This window comes from Corynebacterium jeddahense (assembly GCF_028609865.1).
Lineage (GTDB): Bacteria > Actinomycetota > Actinomycetes > Mycobacteriales > Mycobacteriaceae > Corynebacterium > Corynebacterium jeddahense.
Genome location: NZ_CP063194.1, coordinates 838,001 through 859,322, shown reverse-complemented (window position 1 = coordinate 859,322; position 21,322 = coordinate 838,001). Strand labels below are relative to the sequence as shown.

At 66.1% G+C, this 21,322-nt stretch carries 15 protein-coding genes and 1 pseudogene; 9 read left to right on the top strand and 7 right to left on the bottom strand.

Going from position 1 to position 21,322, the window contains the following annotated elements:
* Window positions 1-716 precede the first annotated feature (716 nt).
* Window positions 717-1,004, bottom strand: a complete 288-nt coding sequence (locus tag CJEDD_RS04190; RefSeq protein WP_232297715.1) for an SDR family NAD(P)-dependent oxidoreductase — start codon at window positions 1,002-1,004, stop codon at window positions 717-719.
* 19 nt (window positions 1,005-1,023) lie between these two features.
* On the opposite strand from CJEDD_RS04190, the gene CJEDD_RS04185 reads away from it, so the two are divergent.
* Window positions 1,024-1,644 carry a CPBP family intramembrane glutamic endopeptidase gene (locus CJEDD_RS04185; protein ID WP_042407498.1) on the top strand — a complete coding sequence of 207 codons (621 nt, stop codon included), beginning with the start codon at window positions 1,024-1,026 and terminating at the stop codon, window positions 1,642-1,644.
* 9 nt (window positions 1,645-1,653) lie between these two features.
* Here CJEDD_RS04185 and mfd read toward each other — a convergent pair whose 3' ends face one another.
* The 4 genes from mfd to nadC are packed head-to-tail and all read right to left on the bottom strand — an operon-like array spanning window position 1,654 to window position 7,736.
* Window positions 1,654-5,280: a transcription-repair coupling factor gene (mfd, locus tag CJEDD_RS04180; protein ID WP_042407496.1), complete on the bottom strand. Its 3,627-nt coding sequence runs from the start codon at window positions 5,278-5,280 to the stop codon at window positions 1,654-1,656.
* Window positions 5,273-5,908 carry a TetR/AcrR family transcriptional regulator gene (locus CJEDD_RS04175; protein ID WP_042407493.1) on the bottom strand — a complete coding sequence of 212 codons (636 nt, stop codon included), beginning with the start codon at window positions 5,906-5,908 and terminating at the stop codon, window positions 5,273-5,275. Before CJEDD_RS04175 ends, mfd begins: the two co-directional genes overlap by 8 nt.
* Window positions 5,909-5,937: 29 nt before the next feature.
* The gene (nadA, locus tag CJEDD_RS04170) at window positions 5,938-6,894 is read right to left on the bottom strand and encodes a quinolinate synthase NadA (RefSeq protein ID WP_081764538.1); all 957 of its coding nucleotides are present in this window, start codon (window positions 6,892-6,894) and stop codon (window positions 5,938-5,940) included.
* On the bottom strand, window positions 6,891-7,736 hold the full coding sequence (gene nadC / locus CJEDD_RS04165) for a carboxylating nicotinate-nucleotide diphosphorylase (protein ID WP_273657637.1): 846 nt from the start codon (window positions 7,734-7,736) through the stop codon (window positions 6,891-6,893). Before nadC ends, nadA begins: the two co-directional genes overlap by 4 nt.
* Before the next feature lie 179 nt (window positions 7,737-7,915).
* On the opposite strand from nadC, the gene CJEDD_RS04160 reads away from it, so the two are divergent.
* Window positions 7,916-8,542, top strand: a complete 627-nt coding sequence (locus CJEDD_RS04160; protein ID WP_081764469.1) for a DUF3558 family protein — start codon at window positions 7,916-7,918, stop codon at window positions 8,540-8,542.
* A gap of 197 nt (window positions 8,543-8,739) precedes the next feature.
* Window positions 8,740-10,683, top strand: coding sequence for a hypothetical protein (locus tag CJEDD_RS04155; protein WP_157034383.1), 1,944 nt, complete (start codon window positions 8,740-8,742; stop codon window positions 10,681-10,683).
* 23 nt (window positions 10,684-10,706) lie between these two features.
* Here the strand turns inward: CJEDD_RS04155 and CJEDD_RS04150 are convergent, their stop codons facing one another.
* Entirely contained in the window at window positions 10,707-12,203 is a 1,497-nt protein-coding gene (locus tag CJEDD_RS04150; protein ID WP_273657636.1) for a multicopper oxidase family protein, read from the bottom strand.
* Window positions 12,204-12,223: 20 nt separating this feature from the next.
* Between CJEDD_RS04150 and CJEDD_RS04145 the strand changes: the two are divergent.
* The 5 genes and pseudogenes from CJEDD_RS04145 to CJEDD_RS04125 all read left to right on the top strand — a co-directional run bounded on the left by CJEDD_RS04145 (window position 12,224) and on the right by CJEDD_RS04125 (window position 18,335).
* Window positions 12,224-13,440, top strand: a pseudogene (locus CJEDD_RS04145) (MFS transporter).
* A 105-nt stretch (window positions 13,441-13,545) separates the two neighbouring features.
* On the top strand, window positions 13,546-14,937 hold the full coding sequence (glmU, locus tag CJEDD_RS04140; protein ID WP_042405221.1) for a bifunctional UDP-N-acetylglucosamine diphosphorylase/glucosamine-1-phosphate N-acetyltransferase GlmU: 1,392 nt from the start codon (window positions 13,546-13,548) through the stop codon (window positions 14,935-14,937).
* A 2-nt stretch (window positions 14,938-14,939) separates the two neighbouring features.
* On the top strand, window positions 14,940-15,917 hold the full coding sequence (locus CJEDD_RS04135; protein ID WP_042405180.1) for a ribose-phosphate diphosphokinase: 978 nt from the start codon (window positions 14,940-14,942) through the stop codon (window positions 15,915-15,917).
* Between the two features lie 5 nt (window positions 15,918-15,922).
* Window positions 15,923-17,302 (top strand): amino acid permease, encoded by a 1,380-nt coding sequence (locus CJEDD_RS04130; RefSeq protein ID WP_232297659.1) that lies wholly within the window; start codon window positions 15,923-15,925, stop codon window positions 17,300-17,302.
* Window positions 17,283-18,335, top strand: a complete 1,053-nt coding sequence (locus CJEDD_RS04125) for a histidinol-phosphate transaminase (RefSeq protein WP_042405185.1) — start codon at window positions 17,283-17,285, stop codon at window positions 18,333-18,335. The genes CJEDD_RS04130 and CJEDD_RS04125 overlap by 20 nt, the downstream gene beginning before the upstream one ends.
* Before the next feature lie 6 nt (window positions 18,336-18,341).
* On the opposite strand, the gene CJEDD_RS04120 is transcribed toward CJEDD_RS04125, so the two are convergent.
* Window positions 18,342-19,811, bottom strand: coding sequence for an NAD-dependent succinate-semialdehyde dehydrogenase (locus CJEDD_RS04120; RefSeq protein ID WP_042405187.1), 1,470 nt, complete (start codon window positions 19,809-19,811; stop codon window positions 18,342-18,344).
* A gap of 91 nt (window positions 19,812-19,902) precedes the next feature.
* Here CJEDD_RS04120 and CJEDD_RS04115 point away from each other — a divergent pair, with 91 nt between their 5' ends.
* Window positions 19,903-21,279 (top strand): MFS transporter, encoded by a 1,377-nt coding sequence (locus CJEDD_RS04115; protein ID WP_042405190.1) that lies wholly within the window; start codon window positions 19,903-19,905, stop codon window positions 21,277-21,279.
* The last annotated feature ends 43 nt before the right edge of the window (window positions 21,280-21,322 follow it).

Below are 21,322 nucleotides of genomic sequence, written 5' to 3'. Positions count from 1 at the left end.
ACCTGGGTGAGCGGCTTCCCGCTCACCACGCCAGCGGCGATTGCCGCCAGGTGAAGCGGGGTCGCCACCGATCCGTACCAAGCGGGGTCGGTGTCCTTCGCCGCGGCGCGCACCGCATCCTCGAACCGCATGTTGCCGCCCTCGGGCGCACCCACCAATTCCTCTAGGTCACGCTCCTTGACCACGGTGTCCACGCTAACGGATTCGAAAATCGGCAGAATCTGCTGGTAATCCAGCGGCGTGAGCTGGCCCAGGCCCCACGCTGCGAGCTTGCGGGTGAAAATCGGCGCGGTGACGTAGGGGCGGCGGCGAAGCCCCATCGCGTCCGCGTATCGCTGCATCATGTCCACGTACGGCATCGAATCCGGCCCGCCCACATCGAATGTGCGGTTGACCTCTGGTGGCAAGTCGGCTGCGCGCACGAGGTAGTGGGCAATGTCGCGGGCCGCGATGGGGGTGATGGAATTCGTGATCCAATCCGGCGCGATGAACGCTGGCACGCGCTCGGTGACGTGGCGCAGCAGCCTAAATGACAGGGAACCGTCGCCGATGACGACGCCCGCCTGCAGCACGGCCGTCGGCACGCCTGATGCGAGCAGGATCTCGCCGACACGGACGCGGGAGGCGTGGTGCTCGCTCATCTCCTCGCCCTCGGGGTGCAGGCCGTCGAGGTAGACGATGCGCCCCACACCTGCCTTTCTCGCTTCCTCACCGAACTAGCGCGCCATGTCCGCTTCCTGCTCGGCGAAGCCTGCACCGTCGTCCATGGAGTGCAGTAGGTACCACGCGCAATCGACGTCTTGGAGCGCGTCAGCCACGTCCGCACGCTCGGTGGCGTCGCCCTCGAAGATCTCCACATCATCGCCGAATGGCTTGCGCTCCGCCTTCTTCTCGCTTCGCGCCAGCACCTTTACGCGCCAGCCTTCCTCGAGCAACTGCTTGACGACGAGCCCGCCAACGTACCCGGCCGCCCCAGTCACCAGGGCCGTCCTCTGATTCTCCATGTCCATTACCGTAGGCCCCATGACGCGACAATGGCTGTTCCTTGTACCCTGCGTGCTCGGCGCGCTCGGGCTGTATACGTCCCGACGCGCCGGTGACGGCACCGCGGGGTTCTACGCGGCGACGGTATTCACTGCAATCGTCTATGCCGCTGCCTGGTGGGCATGGGGCAACCGGCGCGCGTTCGCCGGACCCGGCAAGGCGGCCGAACTTCTGCGTGGCTCCCTAGTTGGTGCTCTCCTTGCCGGAGTATTCATCCTCGGCGCGCTGGTCGTACAGCACATCCCGGTACTCTCAGAACCCGCCAGCCAGCTCCTGGACACCCCGTCCAAGGGCGGCTACGCGCTCACCCTCTTAGTCCTGGTCATCAACGGTATTGGCGAAGAGCTTGTCTACCGCGACGTCGTGCCACGCCAACTGCGCGCACACGGTCAATCGGTCATGCAGGCGGGCGTGTGGTCGACGGTGATATACGCCCTGGTCACCATCTCCATGGGCGTGCCACTACTCGTCTTCGCCGCCGCCGTACTCGGAGCGGTGACCTATGACGAGGCAGCTCGCACCGGCCGGCTCTACTCCCCCATCGCCGTGCACCTCACGTGGAGTACCGCGATGGTGCTCATCCTGCCGAGCGTTTTCTAAACCGCCCGACTACTCACTGACAGAGAAGACCTTTTTCGGTTTCTCCTCGGCCGCAGTGGAGCCGGCGACGGAGATCTTGGGGGCATCCAACAGGTCGGTGAGCACGTCGGCGACCCACTGGAGCAGCTCCATGTCGCGGAGGTTCGGTGCGTTCAGTGCCCGCTGCGCACCCCCCTCGCGCGGCATCGGCAGCTGCACAGTCTTCGCTGCGGCGCGGTAGTTCGCCCCCGCGTACAGCCGCTTCAGACGCACCTGCTTCGAGTCCGGCAGCTCCACCGGGTGCAACTTGATGCGGGTTCCCTGAGTGAGGATGTCGGCGACCCCCACCGCGCGGGCCTGGTTGCGAAGTCGGGCCACCGCCATGAGGTGCTCCACCTCGACGGGGAGCGGGCCGAAGCGGTCGACCATTTCGTCGGCGGCGGCGCGTAGGTGGTCGTCGTCACGCGCTTCGGCGAGCTTGCGGTACACCTCCAGGCGGAGGCGCTCGGAGTTGATGTATGCCTCGGGGATGTGGGCGTCCACGGGCAGGTCGACGCGGATTTCCTTCGGCCCCTTGTCGGTGGCGTCGATGAGCTCGCCGCTCATGAGGCCCTTGAAGGTTTCCACCGCCTCCGAGACCAGTCGGACGTACATGTCGAAGCCCACGCCGGCGATGTGGCCGGACTGCTCGGCACCCAAAACGTTGCCGGCGCCGCGCATTTCCAGGTCCTTCTGCGCCACGGCGATGCCGGCGCCCAGGTCGTTGTTCTGGGCGATGGTGGCCAGGCGGTCGTAGGACGTTTCCGTGAGCACCTTGTCCTTGGGGTACAGGAAGTAAGCGTAGGCGCGCTCGCGGGAGCGGCCCACGCGCCCGCGCAGCTGGTGAAGCTGGGACAGGCCCATGTTCTGGGCGTTCTCCACGATCAGGGTGTTGGCGTTAGCAATGTCCAGGCCGGTTTCCACGATGGTGGTGCACACCATCACGTCGTATTCGCGGTCCCAGAACCCCTGCACGGTCTGCTCGAGTACCTGCTCGCTCATCTGGCCGTGCGCGACCACAACGCGCGCCTCGGGCACCAGTTCGCGCAGGTTACGGGCTACTTTTTCGATGTCGGAGACTTTGTTGTGGATGTAGAAGACCTGGCCGTCGCGAAGCAGTTCGCGGCGGATTGCAGCGGCGACCTGCTTGTCTTCCTGCGGGCCCACGTAGGTGAGCACCGGGTGGCGGTCCTCCGGCGCGGTGGTGATCGAGGTCATCTCGCGGATGCCGGTGAGTGACATCTCCAGGGTGCGCGGGATCGGGGTCGCCGTCATGGTGAGCACGTCCACGTGGGATTTCAGCGCCTTGATGTGCTCCTTGTGCTCCACGCCGAAGCGCTGCTCCTCGTCCACGATGATCAGGCCGAGGTTCTTCCATTGCACGCCGGTCTGCAGGAGGCGGTGGGTGCCGATGACGATATCGACGGAGCCGTCGGCAAGCCCGGCGAGGATCTTTTTGGAATCGGCGGCGGTGGTGAAACGCGACAGCTCCGCGATGTTCACTCCGAAACCGTCCATGCGCTGCGTGAACGTCGAGTAGTGCTGCTGGGCGAGCAGCGTCGTGGGCACGAGCACCGCGACCTGGGTGCCGTCCTGCACCGCCTTGAACGCGGCGCGCACGGCAACCTCAGTTTTGCCGAAGCCCACGTCGCCGACGATGACGCGGTCCATGGGCACCGGCTTTTCCATGTCCTCCTTCACAGCCTCGATGGCGTTGAGCTGGTCCTCGGTTTCCACGTACGGGAACGCGTCCTCCATCTCGTGCTGCCACGGGGTGTCGGGCGCGAACGCGTGGCCGGGCGCCGCCTGACGCTTGGCGTAGAGTTCCACAAGCTCGCCCGCGATTTCGCGCACCGCCGCGCGCGCCTTGCGCTTGGTGGTTTTCCAGTCCGAGCCGCCCATCTTGCTTAGCGACGGCTGCTCGCCGCCCGTGTACTTACTCAGCAAATCGAGCGACTCCATGGGCACCCAGAGCTGGTCCCCGGGTTGGCCACGCTTGGCCGGCTGGTACTCGAGCACGATGTATTCGCGGCGCGAGTCCTCGTCGCCGGCCTTGATGGTGCGCTCCGCCATTTTCACGAACTTGCCGATGCCGTGGGTGTCGTGCACCACGAAATCCCCCGGCTGCAGGGCCAACGGATCGACCCGGTTGCGGCGGCGCGGGGCGCGGCGCTTGGCGCCAGCGATGTCTCCCACGCGGTTGCCTGTGACGTCGGTTTCGGTGACCACCACCAGGTTCGGCCCGCCGAAGACGAGGCCGGCGTGGGACAGCGCCTGGTAGAGGGTGACCGCTCCCTCGACAGGTTCGAGCCCAGGCGTGGCCACACGCGCGGACACGCCGCGCTCGCGCAGCCTCTCCGCCATGCGCTCCACGGTGCCCTTCGCCGGGGCGACGAACGCGGCGCGGCCGTGGTTTTGCAGGTGCAGTTTCAGCGTGGCGTAGAGCTGCTCGATCTGTTTCGGGTCACCCTTCGGCGCGGGAGCGGCCTCGAATTCCAGCGGCAGCGTCAGTGTGTCGTCGGCGCCGAACATGCCGGGCGGCGCAAACGTCCACCAGGCGTTGCCCGCCTTGCGCGCGGAGATCTCCAGCGACTCGTAGGAACGGTAGGACGAGGCGGAGACGTCGAGGCCCTCCACCGCCAGCGGGCCCTCGGCGCCCATGGCGGCGGCCTCCCACCCGGCCTCGAGGAACTCCTGGTCGGTGGCCTCCAAGTCCGCGATGCGGGCCTTCACTTTCTCCGGGTTCGTCACGAGCACGATCGAGCCGGCCGGCATGAGCTCGGGCAGCACGGAGAACGTGGCGTCGATCAATGCGGGGATAAGCGCCTCCATTCCGTCCGCGGGCACCTTCTCGCTCACGCGCGCCAAAAGGTTGGACAGGGTGGGGTTGGAGGGGTATTTGCGGGCGAGTTCGTCGGCTTTGGTGGCCACGGAGTCGTCGATAAGCAGTTGGCGCGCGGGGTGGAGCTCGACCGAGGTGACCTCGTCGACGGTGCGCTGGTCCGCAACCGCGAAGGTGCGGATGTCGGTGACTTCGTCGCCCCAGAACTCGATGCGCACGGGGTTGAGCGCGGTGGTGGGAAACACGTCGATGATGCCGCCGCGGGTGGCGAACTCGCCGCGCGCCGCAACCATGTCCACGTGCTTGTAGGCGAAGTAGGTGAGCTCACGGGTGAGCTCCTCGAAGTCGTACTCCGCCTCAAGCGCGACGCGGATCGGTTCGACCGCGGGAAGCACCGGCTGGCACACCGCGCGGGCGGCGGCGACAATGACCTGCGGCATCTCCCACAGCACCTTCGAGCGGCGGCCCACAATGTCGGCGGCTGGCGAGAGGCGCTCGTGCGGCAGCGTTTCGTAGGCCGGGAAGTGGGCAACCTTCTCCTCGCCCAGAATGGCCTTGAGCTCGGCGGTCAGATCCTCCGCCTCGTGGCCGGTGGCCGTGACCAAGAGCAACGGGGTCTCGCGGGCGATGGCACCCGCGGCCCACGACCGGGATTGGTCGATGCCCGTGATGTGCAGGTGCTCGTCGCCGACGTGGGTGACCAGGCCCTTGAGCTTCGGATCCGTCAGGGCGGTGGTGAGAAGCCCGCCGAGAACCGGCGGGGTGGCGTCAGTCATTCGATACTTTCTGGTCGTTCGTGTTCATGCCTTGAAGCTTCGGCTGCGCCTCCATGCCGCACAGACCGTTCCAGCACAGGTTGGAAATGTGGGCGGCCACGGTGTGCTTGTCCGGCGAGCGCTCATCCAGCCACCACAGCGCCGTATTCGACACCGTGCCGACGAGCGCCTGACCGTACAACCCCGCCATCGACTCGTCTAATCCACGGTGCGCGAACGCCTGCGCCAGAAGGTGCGACACCTCGGCGGTGACCCGGTTCAGGATAGTGGAGTACGTCCCCACCTCCCCCGGCAGCTGGCCGTGGACGAGAATGACAAATCCGTCGGTGTTTTCCTCCACGTACGTCAGCAGCGCCACCGCACCGTTTTCAATGCGCTCGCGCCACCGCCCATCCTGGATCGACGCCGTGATCGTGGCCTCCAGCGCCGCCATCTCCCGCTCGACGACAGCGAGGTAGAGCCCCTCCTTGCCCCCGAAATGCTCGTACACGACAGGTTTGGACACCCCGGCGCGCGACGCGATCTCCTCCATCGAAATCCCGTCGAAACCGCGTTCCGCGAACGCCGCGCGACCAACGCCGATCAGCTGATCACGACGTTGGGAACCTGTCATCCGGGTACGAGCCATGTTTGACAAGCATAGAGCGCCTGTGGGAGCTACTCCCCGCTGCCCGGGTTGCCGAGCTCGATCATGCGCTCCAGCGACGCGCGCGCCTTGCCGGCGATTTCCGGATCGACCGTGACCTCGTCTCGCATCTGCCGCAGCGACTCCACGAGTTTTTCAGGCGTGATCATCTTCATATAGCGGCATTCCGCACGCGGGTTGACCGGCTTGAAGTTGGTTTCCGGGGCTGCCTGCTGCAACTGATGGAGCATGCCGGTTTCGGTGGCGACCAGCACGGTGCCGCTCTGCTCCCCGTGCGCCCGGTCCAACATCCCCCCTGTGGACAGCATGTGCACGCGCTCCGGCTCCACCACCCCTTCGCCGGCCAGGTAGATCGCGGAGTTGGCGCACCCGCACTCCGGGTGGATGTACAACGGCGCGTCAGGGTGCGCCTGCGCCTGCTCGGCGAGCTCTTTGCCGTTGATGCCAGCATGCACGTGGCATTCGCCCGGCCAGATGCGGATGTTCTCCCGCCCGGTTTCACGCTTGACGTGCGCGCCGAGGAATTGGTCGGGGCAGAACAGGATCTCTCTGTCCGGGTCGATGGATTCGACCACGTCAACGGCGTTCGAGGACGTGCAGCAGATGTCGGTCAGTGCCTTGACCTCAGCGGTTGTGTTGACGTAAGAGACGACCACCGCATCCGGGTACTGCGCTTTCCATTCTGCGAGCTGTTCAGCGGTGATAGAGTCCGCCAACGAACAGCCCGCCCTCTCATCCGGGATGAGCACCGTTTTGCCGGGGCTTAAGATCTTCGCGCTTTCAGCCATGAAGTGCACTCCGCAAAACACGATCACATCCGCGTCGGTTGCCGCGGCTTGGCGCGACAGCGCGAGCGAATCGCCGGTGTAATCTGCGATGTCTTGGATCTCCGGCAGCTGGTAGTTGTGCGCAAGGATGACCGCGTTGCGCTCAGCCTTCAGGGTTGCTACTTCGTCTTTCCAGCTCATGCGTCCAACCCTATATCCAGCACACGCACCGAATGGGTCAATTCCCCAACCGCGATGTAGTCCACACCGGTCTCGGCATACTCGCCGGCGTTTTCCAACGTCAGCCCGCCGGAGGCCTCCAGCTTCGTTTCGGGGCTTAGGGCATCTCGCTTCTCGACGGCTCCGCGCACCCCCTCAGGCGAAAAATTATCCACCATGATCAAATCCGGCTTCAGCTGCAACATCTCTTCGAGCTGCTCAAAGGTGTCGACCTCTGTTTCTACTGGGACGGCGGGAAACCGGTCACGGACGCGTCGGTAAGCAATTGCTGCTCCTCCTGCCGCCGCAATGTGGTTGTCCTTGATCAGCGCGGCGTCACTGAGGCTCATCCGGTGGTTGACGCCGCCGCCCGCGCGCACGGCGTACTTCGCCAGCGCGCGGTAGCCGGGAAGCGTCTTGCGGGTGTCGCGGACCTTGGCGTTCGTGTCCGCGATGGCGTCCGCCCACTGGCGGGTGCGCGTGGCGATGCCGCTGGCATACGTCAACAGGTTTAACGCCGTGCGCTCCGCCCCCACGATGTCGATGGCGTTGCCCTCGACGGTGGCGAGCCTGGTGCCCGGTTCAACCCGGTCGCCGTCAGCGGCTGTGAATGTGATCTTGATGTCGGGGTTGAGCTCGTGCATCGTCCACTCGATGATCTGCAACCCGGCCACCGTGCCATGCTGGCGGGCCGTGAAGTGGGCCGTCATAGTCTGGTCAGGGTCCAGCGTGGAAGTTGCGGTGACATCCGGGCCGTCCCTGAAGTCCTCCTCCAGGCCCATCCGGATCAGCGGCAGAACATTTTCTTTGCGTAGCGGGTCCATGGCACACCATCACACCACGTTTGGTCCCTTGTGTGGTGTGGGGTTTGGTGAGGTGCGGTGGGCGTGGGCTACAATGCGGGATGCTGTTCCCCATGGTGTAATCGGCAACACTACGGTTTTTGGTACCGTCATTCTAGGTTCGAGTCCTGGTGGGGAAGCTTTTTCGTATGGAGGGGTCTATGAAGCGAAACTTCGCGGGGTTACTTGTCGGTTGCGGCCTCCTCGCCGGATGCTCGGGGCCCTCGCTTATCGACGACCACAGGTCCCCCTCCCCCACCCCAACCACCGCGGAGACCACACCCGGCGGTGGTGGCACCGATGCTGCCACGTTCGTATTCGACAGCGGCGTCCTGGAAATCGGCGACTTCGACCCGTACACCCTCGGCGACAACATCTTCGACCCCTGCACCGAGATCTCGCCCGAAGAATTCGCGGCCGCCGGCTTCGACAACATCGAGCCCATGCCCGAGGAGTACCGGGGTTTGGCGCGGGGGTTGAGCGTCTGCGATTTTTCCAAGCACCCAGAAGTTCCGAGCGAGGGCTTTTCGAACAACAACGCTTCGAGAAAAGAGATCGAAGCACAGGGTTCGCTTTATGAAAAATATAGGTCTGACTTGCTCCCCAGCATGTTTGTCTATGGTCCTCGAAGCGGAACCGGAACTTACTGTTACGCACAAGTCGACACGCTTCGTGGCGGACTGGTATCCCAAATCGCAGGTTTCGAAGGATACCAATCGCAGGATGTGACCTGCTCCCTTGCGATCGAAAATCTTGAGAACCTTTTCAGAGCAACCCGTGCAAGTTAAGCCTGTCCACTTCAGTGGACAATCTCTTCAGTCAAGAGAGAATTGACGTTAGATTGATCCCCAGAATCGTTGTTTCTAGGGGGTCTTCCAAAATGGGTGTATTGATTGACACCGAACAAATTGAAAGTTCGATTAAGCAACTGCGTCGCGTCGCCTCGAGACTTTCGCAAGCTACGAGGTCAGAATACCAAGGGTCTTTGACCAGCTTTTCCACGGTAAGTGGTCTAGATGAAGCAGGCGAGCGACTGAACCCGATCTCTGCCGAACGAGCACCCGAGGCCACACAAGCACTCGTCCTCTACCTCATGGCTGCGGCTGACCGGCTCGACGCCGCCCTCAGCAACACCCGCTGCGCGGACGACAGTTTCGCGGGGTTCGTGTCGTCGTTTGGCGGTGCGCTCAGCGACCGCGGCGCGATGGCAGCGCCGGGACTGGCGTTTACCGCCCACGCCATCCGCACCGCGGATCCAAAGACGAACGAGTTCGACAACTCCGCGGCGATCGCTGGTTCCGAAGGTTCCCTGAATTCGGTGAATCTGAAACTCGATTCGACCGACACCGGCCTTGCCCTGGCCGCATCCGATTTCTGGACTGCGAATGCAAAGCTCATCAACACTGCGGTCGAAGACCTCAACGAGGTGCACCACCTACTCAGCTCCTCGGCAGAAACGTTGTGGGTCTCCGAGGCAATGAAGAAGATCACCCAGATCCAAAACGCGGGGCACGAATACGCCGCAAACTCGACTTCGCTGGCAACACACACGTCGATGCTGGCTGACGCGGCAGACGCGGAGTCGTCGATCGCGAGAGCAGCGATGGCGGCGTACACCGCTGCGGAAACACCGGAAGAAAAACAGGCCATCGAACACTCGTACCTGAGTTCCTTCCCCGGGCGCATGACCGGCAACCTCGCCCCCACCATCCCGACGTTCAACAGGCTGTTGCCGGAGCCCTCCGCGATGCCGGCAGAGCCGTACAACATCGGCAGCATGCCGAAACCCGTCGCTCCGCAGTTCGAACCGGCTCCACTGCCCACCCCGCTGCAGGAGGCGTTCACGCGACAGGGCTACGGCGATCTGGCGAACACGCATACAGCGTCGGAGATCGTGCAGCAGTTCGGGCGTCCGACCGGCACCAGTATCGACGGCGTTCCGTCAAGCGCTGCGCGCACCCACGCCGCATCTGCGGTGATGGCCCCGCCGAACCCGGCAGCGGCCGGTGCATTCGCCCCCACTGGGCCGAGCGTTGCAGGCACGCCCGGCGTCGGTCACGCGTTTGCCGGCGGAGGTCTCACACCCGCGGCCGTGGGCCAGTACGGCTCGCAGCGCGGTGGTGTCGGGACTGCGGGTGCCGGATCGGCAGCTCCGGGCCTCGCTGGAACAGGGCCGCGTTCCGGAGCTGGCGGGATAGGCGCTGACGTCGGCTCGGGCGCGGGTAATCGCTCGCTTGGCGGGAACACCCTCGGCGGGAACGCAGGCCGCGGGCCCGGCAACGGCGGCGCCGCAGCACGCGGCGGGGCGGCGGGCTTCGGCCCGCGCGCGGGCGTGGTGCCCGGCCTTGGCGGCGCACCGGGCGGTGCGGGCAGCCTGGGGCACGGCGCCGGTGCTCACGCTGTCCGACCCGGTTTCGGGACCGGGGCAGGCACGGGGCCAGGCTTGGGGTCCGGCGCGGCGGCCGGCGCCGGGATGCACGCCGCGCGTCCGGGCTTCGGCAACGCTGGCTTCGCACCGGGCACCGGTTCGGGTGCGGGTTTCGGCGCCGGGGCAAGTGGCGGCGCTGGGGCAAGTGCCGGGGCAAGTGGCGGCGCGGGCAATGGCATGGGCGCGGGACACGGGGCGGGCCCCGCCGCAGGCACAGGCGCGAACGCGACCGGCACCAGCACCAGCGCGCCCGGCGGGTCAAGCGCGGCGCACTACGGAACGGCGTCGTCAAGCAATGGCTCCCAAGGGGCGCGCGGGTCCGTCGTGGGCGGCGGGCACATGGGTGCGGCCGGGGCGGGCCAGAACCGGCGCCAGGACAGGGGCGCGGCCAAGGTCAAGACGGTGACCAGCGCGGTCGAGCGCGATGGCAACCTGCGCGCGCTGCTCGGCGAGGCCCCACTGTTGCTGCCCGGCATCATCGGCCACAACGTGCGCGACTAGCCGGCGCTCACCGGCGCACTGGCTCAGCGCGGCGGCGCGAGCGCGGGCTTCTCGCCCGGCTTCACCACGACGAACTGCCCCATCATGCCCTTATCCTCGTGGTTGAGCATGTGGCAGTGGTACATGTACGCGGTCGTCGGGTCCGGGTAGTAGCCGAACTCAACAAGCAGGGACACCGTCGCCAGCGGCGGCACGGCGATGGTGTCGTGCCAGCCCGAGGTGAACTCCACATCGCCGTCTTCGACGCCCTGCACGGCGAACCGGGCGTTGTGGATGTGGAAGTTGTGCAGCATGGCGGAGTTCTCGTTGGTCACGCGCCAGATTTCGGGGCCCTCGTGGTCGATCACCTCGTCCACGCGCGACATGTCCATGGTTTTCTCGTTGATCTCCATGCCGTTGAGGCGGAACTCGCGGGTCACCGTCGCCGAGGTGGGCGCGTCGAACGGCACGAGCGTGCTCGCCAGCGCGGGGGACGCGGGCACGGTCTCCGGGGGTGCCGCGATCTCGAGCAGGTCGAACTTCCGGTGCACCTGGAATTCCTCGACGGCGTCCTTGTCGGTAAGGCCGCCGTCGTCCGGGAGGGCGTCGCTACGCAGCATGAGCTTCTTGCCCGGCTCGAGGTCAACGACGATCTCCACGCGCTCACCGGAGCTGAGCAGCACGCCGTCGACCTCGACCGGGTTCTCCAGGAACCCCTGGTCCGTGGCCACCACCGTGAACGGCACGCCGAGGGTGAGGTGGAGGTAGCGCATCGTCGTGCCGTTGAGCACGCGCAGGCGCAGGCGCTGGGTGGTGGGCTCGAAACGGGGTTTCGTGATGCCGTTGACTAGGACGGTGTCGCCGAGCCAGCCGTTGTCCTCGTCGAACTGGCCGTCGTCGGTGAAGTTCGCGTCCTTGATAATCACGGGGATGTCGTCCACCCCGTAGTCGTTGGGCAGGCCGGAGAAGGCGGAATCGTCGTCGTCGATAATGAGGCCCCCGGCGAGGCCGCGGTAGGCGTGCAGGGCGGACTTCTCGTGCGGGTGCGGGTGGTACCAGCACGTCGCGGCCGGCTGGTCGACGGTCCACGTCGGCGACCACGTCTCGCCCGGGCCGAACATGAGCGCCGGCCCGCCGTCCGCGGTGGCGGGCAGGTGCAGGCCGTGCCAGTGCACGACCGTGGGCTCGGGCAGCTCGTTGCGCACCGTCATCTCGATCGTCTCGCCGCGGCGCATGTACAGCGTCGGGCCGAGGAACGGGCCGTTGAAGCCCCAGGTCTTAGTGTTCGTACCGGGGACGATCTCGTACTCGCCCTCCTGCGCGGTGAGCTCGAAGCGGCGCACGTTGCCCTGGAGCGTGCCCTGCTCCAGCGGCGGGATGGGCAGCGGGCGGGGGTCCGCGTCCGCGCCGCGCGGCTTCGGCTGGCTCGAGCACCCGGCCGTGGCCGCCACCCCGGTGGCCGCCGCGGCGAACACCATGCCCTTGAAAAACGTCCGTCTGTCCATCTCCATCGCTCCTCCCGGTTCGCCGATCTTTGCCAATGATCCTACTATCCGCAAGTATGCATAACGAGGACGCGAACGCCCGCCGGTTCATCTGGTCGAACGGCCTGCAAAACATCGGCGACCAGATCGTCGCCCCGAAAACGACGCTGCCGTGGCTGTTCAGCGCCGCGGGTGTACCGGCGGTGCTCACGTCGTTCCTCGTGCCCATCCGCGAGTCTGGCTCGATGCTGCCGCAGGCGTTCTTAAGCCCGTGGGTGACCTCGCAGCGCTCGCGCAAGCGCGTGTGGCTCATCGGCTCGTGGGGCCAGTTCCTCGCCGCCACCCTCATCGCGGTGAGCGCATTGCTTCTCGACGGCGCAGCGCTCGGCGCCGCCGTCCTCGCCCTGCTCGCCGTGCACGCGGTCTTCCGCTCCATCTGCTCGCTCGCCGGCAAGGACGTCCAGGGGCGCACGATCTCGAAGGGCCGCCGCGGCGAGATCACCGGCCGCGCGACCGAGCTTGCCGGCGCGTTCACGCTGGCGGTGGGCCTTATCCTCTCGTTCGTGCCGAACGACCTGCCGCGGTGGGCGCTCGCCGCGCTGCTCTTCGGCGGCGCGCTGACGTGGGCGCTCGCCGCCGTGGTCTTCCGCCGTATCGACGAGCCGGAGGCCGAGCCGGCCGCGAAAGACGGGCAGAGCCTCGCCGAAATGTGGGCGCTGGTTAAGGGCGACACGGACCTGCAGCGCTTTCTCCTCGTGCGCTCCCTCATGCCCTCACCGCGCTGTCCACGCCGTTTATCGTCGTGCTCGCCGGGGACCAGGGCGCGGACCTCACCGGCCTCGGCGCCTTCGTCATCGCCTCGGGCGGCGCGTCGCTCGTCGGCGGGCGGATTTCGGGGTTGTGGTCCGATAGGTCGTCGAAACGCACGATGGCGTGGGCGGCGGGCATCGCCTCCACCGTTATCGTCGCGCTCGTGCTCAGCGCGCGGGCGTTCGGTCCCGGGGTCAACGCGTGGGTGATGCCGCTCGGCTTCTTCCTGGTCAACCTCGCGCACACCGCGGTGCGCGTGAGCCGCAAGACGTACCTCGTGGACATGGCCGCCGGGGACAAGCGCACGATGATCACCGGGGCATCCAACACCGTCATGGGCGTGGTGCTGCTTGTCGTCGGCGCGATCTCGTCCGCGGTTGCGCTGCTCGGCCCCCAGGCGGCGCTTCTCTTCCTCGCGGTCGTGGGGTACGCGGGCGTGTTCGGTGCGTCGAACCTCAAGGAGGTCTCGGGCGCGCGCGGCTAGGCGTTATGCTGGGCACGTCATTACAGCCCCACACCAAGGAGCAAACGAGTGCCGAACCACTCCGAACGCGCCGTCGTCGTGCTCGCGGCCGGCGCGGGAACCCGCATGAAGTCCGACCGGCAGAAGACCCTGCACGAGATCGGCGGCCGCAGCCTGCTGTCCCACTCGCTGCACGCCGCCGCCGGGATCCACCCGTCGCAGCTCGTGGCCGTCGTCGGCCACCAGCGCGACCAGGTCGCCCCCGCCGTCGAGGCCATCGCGGACGAGATGCAGGTGGAGATCCGCCAGGCCGTCCAGGAGGAGCAGAACGGCACCGGGCACGCCGTGCAGGTGGGGCTCACCGCGATCCCGGACTTCGACGGCACCGTCGTGGTCACCAACGGCGACGTGCCGCTGCTCACGCCCGAGACGCTTGAGGCACTCGTGGACAAGCACGAGCAGGAGCACGCCGCGGTGACGGTGCTCTCCCTCGACTTCGAGGACCCGACCGGCTACGGGCGCATCATCCGCGGCGAGGCGGGCGACGTCCTCGAGATCGTCGAGGAGAAGGACGCCACCGACGAGCAGCGCAAGGTCAAGGAGGTCAACTCCGGCGTCTTCGCGTTCGACGGCGCCGTGCTGCGCAGCGCGCTCGAGCGCATCACCCCCGACAACGCCCAGGGCGAGTTCTACATCACCGATGTCTTGGGCATCGCGCGTCACGACGGCCTCCGGGTCGCCGCCTTCACCGCCCCCGACGCGCGCGAGCTCGCCGGCGTGAACGACCGGGTGCAGCTCGCCGAGGCGGGCAAGGAGCTCAACCGGAGGCTCGTCGAGAAGGCGATGCGCGCGGGCGCGACCGTCATCGACCCGGCGACGACCTGGATCGGCGTCGAGGTGGAGATCGGCCGCGACGTGATCATCCACCCGAACACGCAGCTGTGGGGCTCCACCGTCATCGGCGACGGCGCGGAGATCGGCCCTGACACCACACTGACCGACATGGAGGTCGGCGTCCGCGCGAAGGTCGTGCGCACGCAGGGCGAGCTCGGCGTCATCGGCGAGGAGGCCACCGTCGGCCCGTTCACCTACATCCGCCCCGGCACCGAGCTCGGCGCGCGCGGCAAGCTCGGCGGCTTTGTCGAGTCCAAGAACGCCAAGATCGGCGAGGGCTCGAAGGTGCCGCACCTGACCTACATCGGCGACGCCACCGTGGGCCGCGAGTCCAACATCGGCGCATCCAGCGTCTTCGCCAACTACGACGGCGTGAACAAGCACCACACCACCATCGGCAACTACTGCCGCACCGGCTCGGACACCATGTTCGTCGCGCCCGTGATCATCGGCGATGGCGCCTACACCGGCGCGGGTACAGTGGTCACGGAAGATGTGCCGGCCGGCGCGCTCGCCATCAAGGAGGGCCGTCAGCGCAACATCGAGGGCTGGGTGGAAAAGCGCCGCCCGGGCACCGAGGCCGCGGAAGCGGCGAAGCAAGCACGCGAAAAGCGAGAGGGTTAAACATGACTGGTTACTCCACTGAAAACCACAAAGACCTCAAGGTCTTCACCGGGCGCGCGCACCCCGAGCTCGCGGAGGCCGTGGCCAAGGAGCTCGGCATCGACCTCGTGCCCACCACCGCGCGCGACTTCGCCAACGGCGAGATCTTCATCCGCTTCGAGGAGTCCGTCCGCGGCGCTGATTGCTTTGTCATGCAGTCTCACGCCCAGCCGCTGAACAAGTGGCTCGTTGAGCAGCTCATCATGATCGACGCGCTCAAGCGCGGCTCCGCCAAGCGCATCACCGCGATCCTGCCGTTCTACCCGTACGCGCGCCAGGACAAGAAGCACCGTGGCCGCGAGCCGATCTCCGCCCGCCTTATCGCGGACCTGCTCACCGCCGCCGGCGCGGACCGCATCGTCTCGGTCGACCTGCACACGGATCAGATCCAGGGCTTCTTCGACGGCCCCGTCGACCACATGCACGCGATGCCGATCCTCGTGGACTACATCAAGTCCAAGTACGCGCTGGACAACCTCGTCGTGGTCTCCCCCGACGCGGGCCGCGTGAAGACGGCCGAGAAGTGGGCCAACATGCTTGGCGACGCTCCGATGGCCTTCGTGCACAAGACCCGCGATGTCGACGCCGCAAACAAGGTTGTCTCCAACCGCGTCGTCGGCGACGTGGAGGGCAAGGACTGCATCCTCCTCGACGACATGATCGACACCGGCGGCACCATCGCCGGCGCCGTCGGCGTGCTCAAGGAGGCGGGCGCGAAGTCCGTCGTCATCGCCTGCACCCACGGCGTGTTCTCCGACCCGGCCCGCGAGCGCCTCAACGAGTGCGGTGCCGAGGAGATCATCACCACCGACACCCTCCCGCAGAACACCGAGGGCTGGAAGAACCTCACGGTGCTCTCCATCGCCCCGCTGCTGGCGAAGACGATCCACGAGATCTTCGAGAACGGCTCCGTGACCACCCTCTTCGAGGGCCAGGCGTAATCACTGTGGGTGGCTCCGAACAGGCCGGCGTATCCCTAGAAGAACGGGACGCCGGCCTTTCCCGCGGCATGTCCAGCCGCCAGATGCGCATGATCGCACTCGGTTCAGCCATCGGCACCGGACTTTTCCTCGGTTCAGCCGAGTCGATTGGCTACGCCGGGCCGGGGGTGCTGGTCGCGTTTCTGATCGTCGGCATGATCGTGTATTCGCTCATGCGCATGCTGGGCGAAATGGCCGTGGCCAACCCTGTTTCAGGATCATTCGCCGCGTACGCGCGCGACTACATCGGCCCCCGCGCCGGATTCGTCACCGGCTGGAACTGGTGGTACACCACCATCGTCGTGGGCATGATCGAGCTCACCGCGATGGGAGCGTTCCTTGACCTATGGCTACCTCAAGTACCGCACTGGGTCACCGCCCTGGTCACGTTAGTTGTGATCGTGGGCATCAACGCTGCCAGGGTGAGCGTGTTCGCGGAGGCCGAATACTGGCTCAGCCTGATCAAGGTCATTGCCCTTCTGGCCATGATCGCGCTCGGCGTAGTCCTGGCCTTCTCGCCGGGCTCGGAGGCCGGGCTGCACAACCTGGTCGACCACGGGGGCTTCTTCCCCAACGGTGCAACCGGTGTGGTGTTCTCGCTGGTCGCGGTGACCTTCACTTTCGGCGGCATCATGTCTATCGGCACCGCCGCGGGTGAGACGGAAGATCCCTCCCGCGCCATCCCCAAGGCCATCAACTCCGTGATCTGGCGCATTCTTGTGTTTTACATCGGCGGCATCGGGGTCATCTTGTTGCTCGCCCCGTGGGACGCGCAAGATACCGGCGCCAGCCCCTTCGTCCGGGTGCTGCAGTTCGTGGGCATCGATGGCGCGGCCCACGTGTTGAATTTGGTGATCCTCACCGCCGTGGCGTCGGTGTGCAACACGATGACCTATTCCGGGTCCCGCATGCTGCGTGACCTGGCTATTAACGGCCAAGCTCCCCGCTTCTTCGCGGCGACGACTGCGAAAGGCCTTCCCCTGCGAGCACTGCTTTTCGACGCCACACTCATGGGCACCGTCGTCCTGTTCAATTACTTCTTCGAGGGCCGCGTCTTCCAGGTACTGCTCGCCGTCGTTGTAGGAAGCGAACTGATCACCTGGGCCGCGGTGAATTTCGCGCACCTGGGCTTCCGCAAACGGGGCCTGAGCTCTTCTTTCAAGGCGCCTTGTGCCCCGTACGCCAACTACCTCTGCGCTGGCTACTTCGTGTTGGTGCTGGCGCTCATGGCGTGGTTGCCGGAATACCGGGCCGGCTTACTCGCGCTCGCCATCTGGGTGGCACTACTCTCCATCGCGGCGAGCCTGCGGCCGTACCATAGTCCGCATGATTCGACCCGACCTTGAGCGCCTCCCCGCCTACGTCCCCGGCGCCCGCAACGAGCGCGCGCTGAAGTTATCGTCCAACGAGTCGGCCGAGGCGCCACTGCCGACCGTCGCTGAGGCGATGGCCCGTTCACTCGCGCAGGTCAACCGCTACCCGGACATGGGCGCGCTCGAGCTGCGCGAGGCGCTGGCGTCGCACCTCGGTGTCGAGGTTGGGCAGGTGGCCGTGGGTACGGGATCCTCCGCCCTGTGCCAGCAGCTGGTCACCGCGGCCGCCGGCCCGGGCGACGAGATCGTCTTCCCCTGGCGCTCGTTTGAGGCGTATCCCATCTTCGCCCAGATCGTCGGCGCCACCCCGGTTCCGGTTCCTCTCACCGCCGACCACCGTCTGGACATGCCAGCGTTGGCCGACGCGATCACGGATGCAACCCGCGTGGTATTCGTGTGCAACCCGAACAACCCGACCGGCACCACCATCACCACCTCCGAGTTCACGCAGTTCATGACGCGCGTCCCCGCCGATGTCATCGTCGCGCTCGATGAGGCCTACTTCGAGTACAACGCCGCCACCGACACCCCCGTCGCTACCGAGGAGATCCTGCGCCACCCCAACGTCGTGGGGCTTCGCACCTTTTCCAAGGCGTACGGCCTTGCCGGAGCGCGCGTGGGCTACGCGTTCGGCCCCGAGCCCATCATCGCGGCACTCAACAAAGTGGCCGTCCCCTTCTCAGTCTCGGTCCCCGCTCAGGCGGGCGCCCTAGCCTCGCTTTCGCTTGTCGACGACCTCCGGTCCCGCACCACCTCCACCGGCGCTCAGCGCGACCGGCTAGAAGCGTTCCTGGCACCCTACGGCACCCCGCACTCGGAGGCGAACTTCGTGTGGGTACCCGCCGAAGCACTCCGCGCCGCCCATGGGGTGAGCCCGCAGGAGGCCGCCGCCACCCTGGCGGAGGCCGACCTGCTGGTGCGCGCCTTCGACGAGGGCATCCGCATCACGGTAACCAACCAGGAAGAGGCGGACACCTGCATGCGGGTGTGGACTGAAGTTCTCTAGGGTGCTCTAACCGCGCGCGTAGGGGTCGCGCACGCCGATCATCTGCACCTCGGTGTACTCGAACATGCCCTCCTTGGACCCCTCGCGCCCCAGGCCGGAGGCCTTCACGCCGCCGAACGGGATGGATGCGTCCGAGACCACGCCGGAGTTGTAGCCGATGAGACCGAACTCGAGGTTGTCGGATGCGCGCCACAGCATGTCCGGGTTTTCGGAGAACACGTAGGAGGCCAGGCCGTACTCGGTGTCGTTGGCCATCTCCCACGCCTCCTCCTCGGTGGAGAAGGTGAAAATCGGGGCGATGGGGCCAAAGATTTCCTCTTTGAACACCCGGGCGTCGCGGGATGCACCACGGATAACGGTGGGTTGGAAGAAGTTGCCCGGGCCGTCGATCGCCTCACCCCCGGTGAGCACCTCGCCGCCTGTGGCCTTCGCGTCCTCGACCAGCTCGCGCATGCGGTCGACCTCCTTGGCCTCAATCAGCGGGCCAACCTCCACGCCCTCTTCCAGGCCGTTGCCCACCTTCATCTCGGAGACGGCCTTGGCAAACTTCTCGCTGAATTCGTCCGCGATGGACTCGTGCACGAGGATGCGGTTTGCGGCCGTGCACGCCTCGCCGATGTTGCGCATCTTTGCAGCCTTCACGCCCTCAACCGCAAGGTCGATATCGGCGTCGGCGAACACGATGGCCGGGGCGTTGCCGCCCAGTTCCAGCGACATTTTCAGGATGTTTTCGGAGGCCTGCGTCATCAGCGCCGCGCCCACCGGAGTTGAGCCTGTGAACGACACCTTGCGGCAGCGCGGATCGGCCATGATCGGCTCGGACACGTCGCGCGCGGACGTGGAGGACACGATGTTGATCACGCCCGCGGGCACGCCAGCTTCCTCCATCGTCTGCACGAAATACTGCATGGTCAGCGGGGTGAGCTTCGCCGGCTTGATAACGACGGTGTTGCCCGCCGCAAGCGCGGGGGCGATCTTGCGGGTGGCCATGGAGAGTGGGAAGTTCCACGGGGTGATCAGCAGGCACGGGCCGACGGGCTTGCGCACGGTAATCATTCGGTTGTCCTTGGCCGGGTACTGGTTCGTCTCACCGTAAAAGTGGTTCGTCTCCTCCGAGAACCACAGCAAATAATCCGCCCCGTAATCCACTTCGCCGCGGGCCTCGGTGAGCGCCTTGCCCATCTCCACCGTCATGATGTGGGCGAACTCTTCCTTGCGTTCCTTGACCAGGTCGTACCCCTTGCGCAGGATCTCCGCACGGGTGCGCGGTGCGGTGCGCTCCCATTCCTTGCGGGCGTTGTCGGCGGCCTCGAGCGCGCGCAGCGAATCCTCGCGAGTCCCCGACGCGAGAGTTGCAATGACCTCACCCGTTGCCGGGTTTTCCACCTCGTACGTCTCGCCGTTGGCGCCGTCGACCCATTCACCGCCGATGTAAAGGCGCTTTTCTACCTTGTACAGCAGAGCTTGAATGTCCATGTGTCTGTGTTTACCACCCGAGCCCGACACCAGAAGCGGTTTTCGGCGGTTCCCCCAGCGCACGCGGCGGATTGCTGTGTACGTTAATCGCATGACGTTGACACCTCCCGGCGCCGCAGCGCCGACTAGTCAGGAACGCCGCCGGGTCATCGCCGCGACGACGATCGGCACTGCCATCGAGTGGTACGACTACTTCCTCTACGCCGCCGTTGCCGGCCTAGTGTTCAAGGAGGTGATGTTCGCTCCGCTCGGCGCCGCGGCCGCGACCATCGTCAGTTTCCTTACCGTCGGCCTGTCGTTCCTCTTCCGCCCCCTCGGCGCGGTGCTCGCCGGCCACTTCGCCGATAAGGTCGGCAGGCGCACCGTGCTCATGGTCACGCTGTTCGGCATGGGTCTGGCCACCACGCTCATTGGTCTTCTGCCCACCTATGCCACCGCTGGCTGGCTCGCTCCGGCTCTGCTTATCTTCCTGCGCATAGTTCAGGGCATTTCGGCGGGTGGCGAGTGGGGTTCTGCCGTGCTTATGGCCGTCGAGCACGCCCCGGTGAACAAACGCGGGCTATACGGCGCCGGGCCGCAGGTGGGCGTGCCCGCGGGTCTACTGCTGTCCTCCGCAGCGCTGGCGCTCGTGAACGCAATCGCCCCTGGCGAGGCGTTCATGCAGTGGGGTTGGCGCGTGCCGTTCCTCTTCTCGCTTGTGCTCATGCTGGTGGGCTGGTGGATTCGCACCGGGGTGGATGAATCCCCGGTTTACACCGAGATGGCGGCAGATCGCGCCCACGAGGCGGCCAACCCGCTCGGTGTGCTGTTCCGCCGGCACTTTCCGCTCGTACTCGCCGCGGCGCTCGCGTTCGCGGCCAACAGTGCAGTCGGGTACATGACCACGGGCGGGTTCGTCCAAAACTACGTGACCAACCCGGAGGGCCTGGCCATCCCGCGTGGGGACATACTCTGGGCAGTCACGGCATCTGCGGCCGTATGGATGCTCAGTACGGCCTTCGCCGGGTGGCTATCGGATTATTTGGGCCGCACCCACACCCTCGCCATGGGATTTATCGTGCAAGCAGTCGGCGTCGGGCTCCTCTTCCCGCTGGTGAACACCGGTGACCTGGCCAAGATCTACTTCGCGCTCATTTTTCTCTCCCTCGGCATCGGGTTAACCTACGGCCAGATTGCCGCCCTGTTCGCGGAGCTGTTTCCGGCTTCGGTGAGGGCCTCTGGTGCGTCGATAAGCTATGCCTTGGGTGCGATCTTGGGCGGAGCCTTCGCACCGACGATCGCGGCGAGTTTGTACGAGGCCACCGGCGGCACGCGCGCAATCACCGTCTACCTGCTGGTGATGACCACAATCGGGTTCCTGGTCGCACTCGCACTGCGGGAGCGCAAGGGCATTGCGCTCGGCCACGAGAATGAGGAACAGCAGGCAGTGGGCCATTTTGTGTGGCAGAAGGCCCCTGTTAGGCTGTAGCGGTCTCGGCGAGGGCTGCCGCTGCGCATCAGCGAAAGCCGTT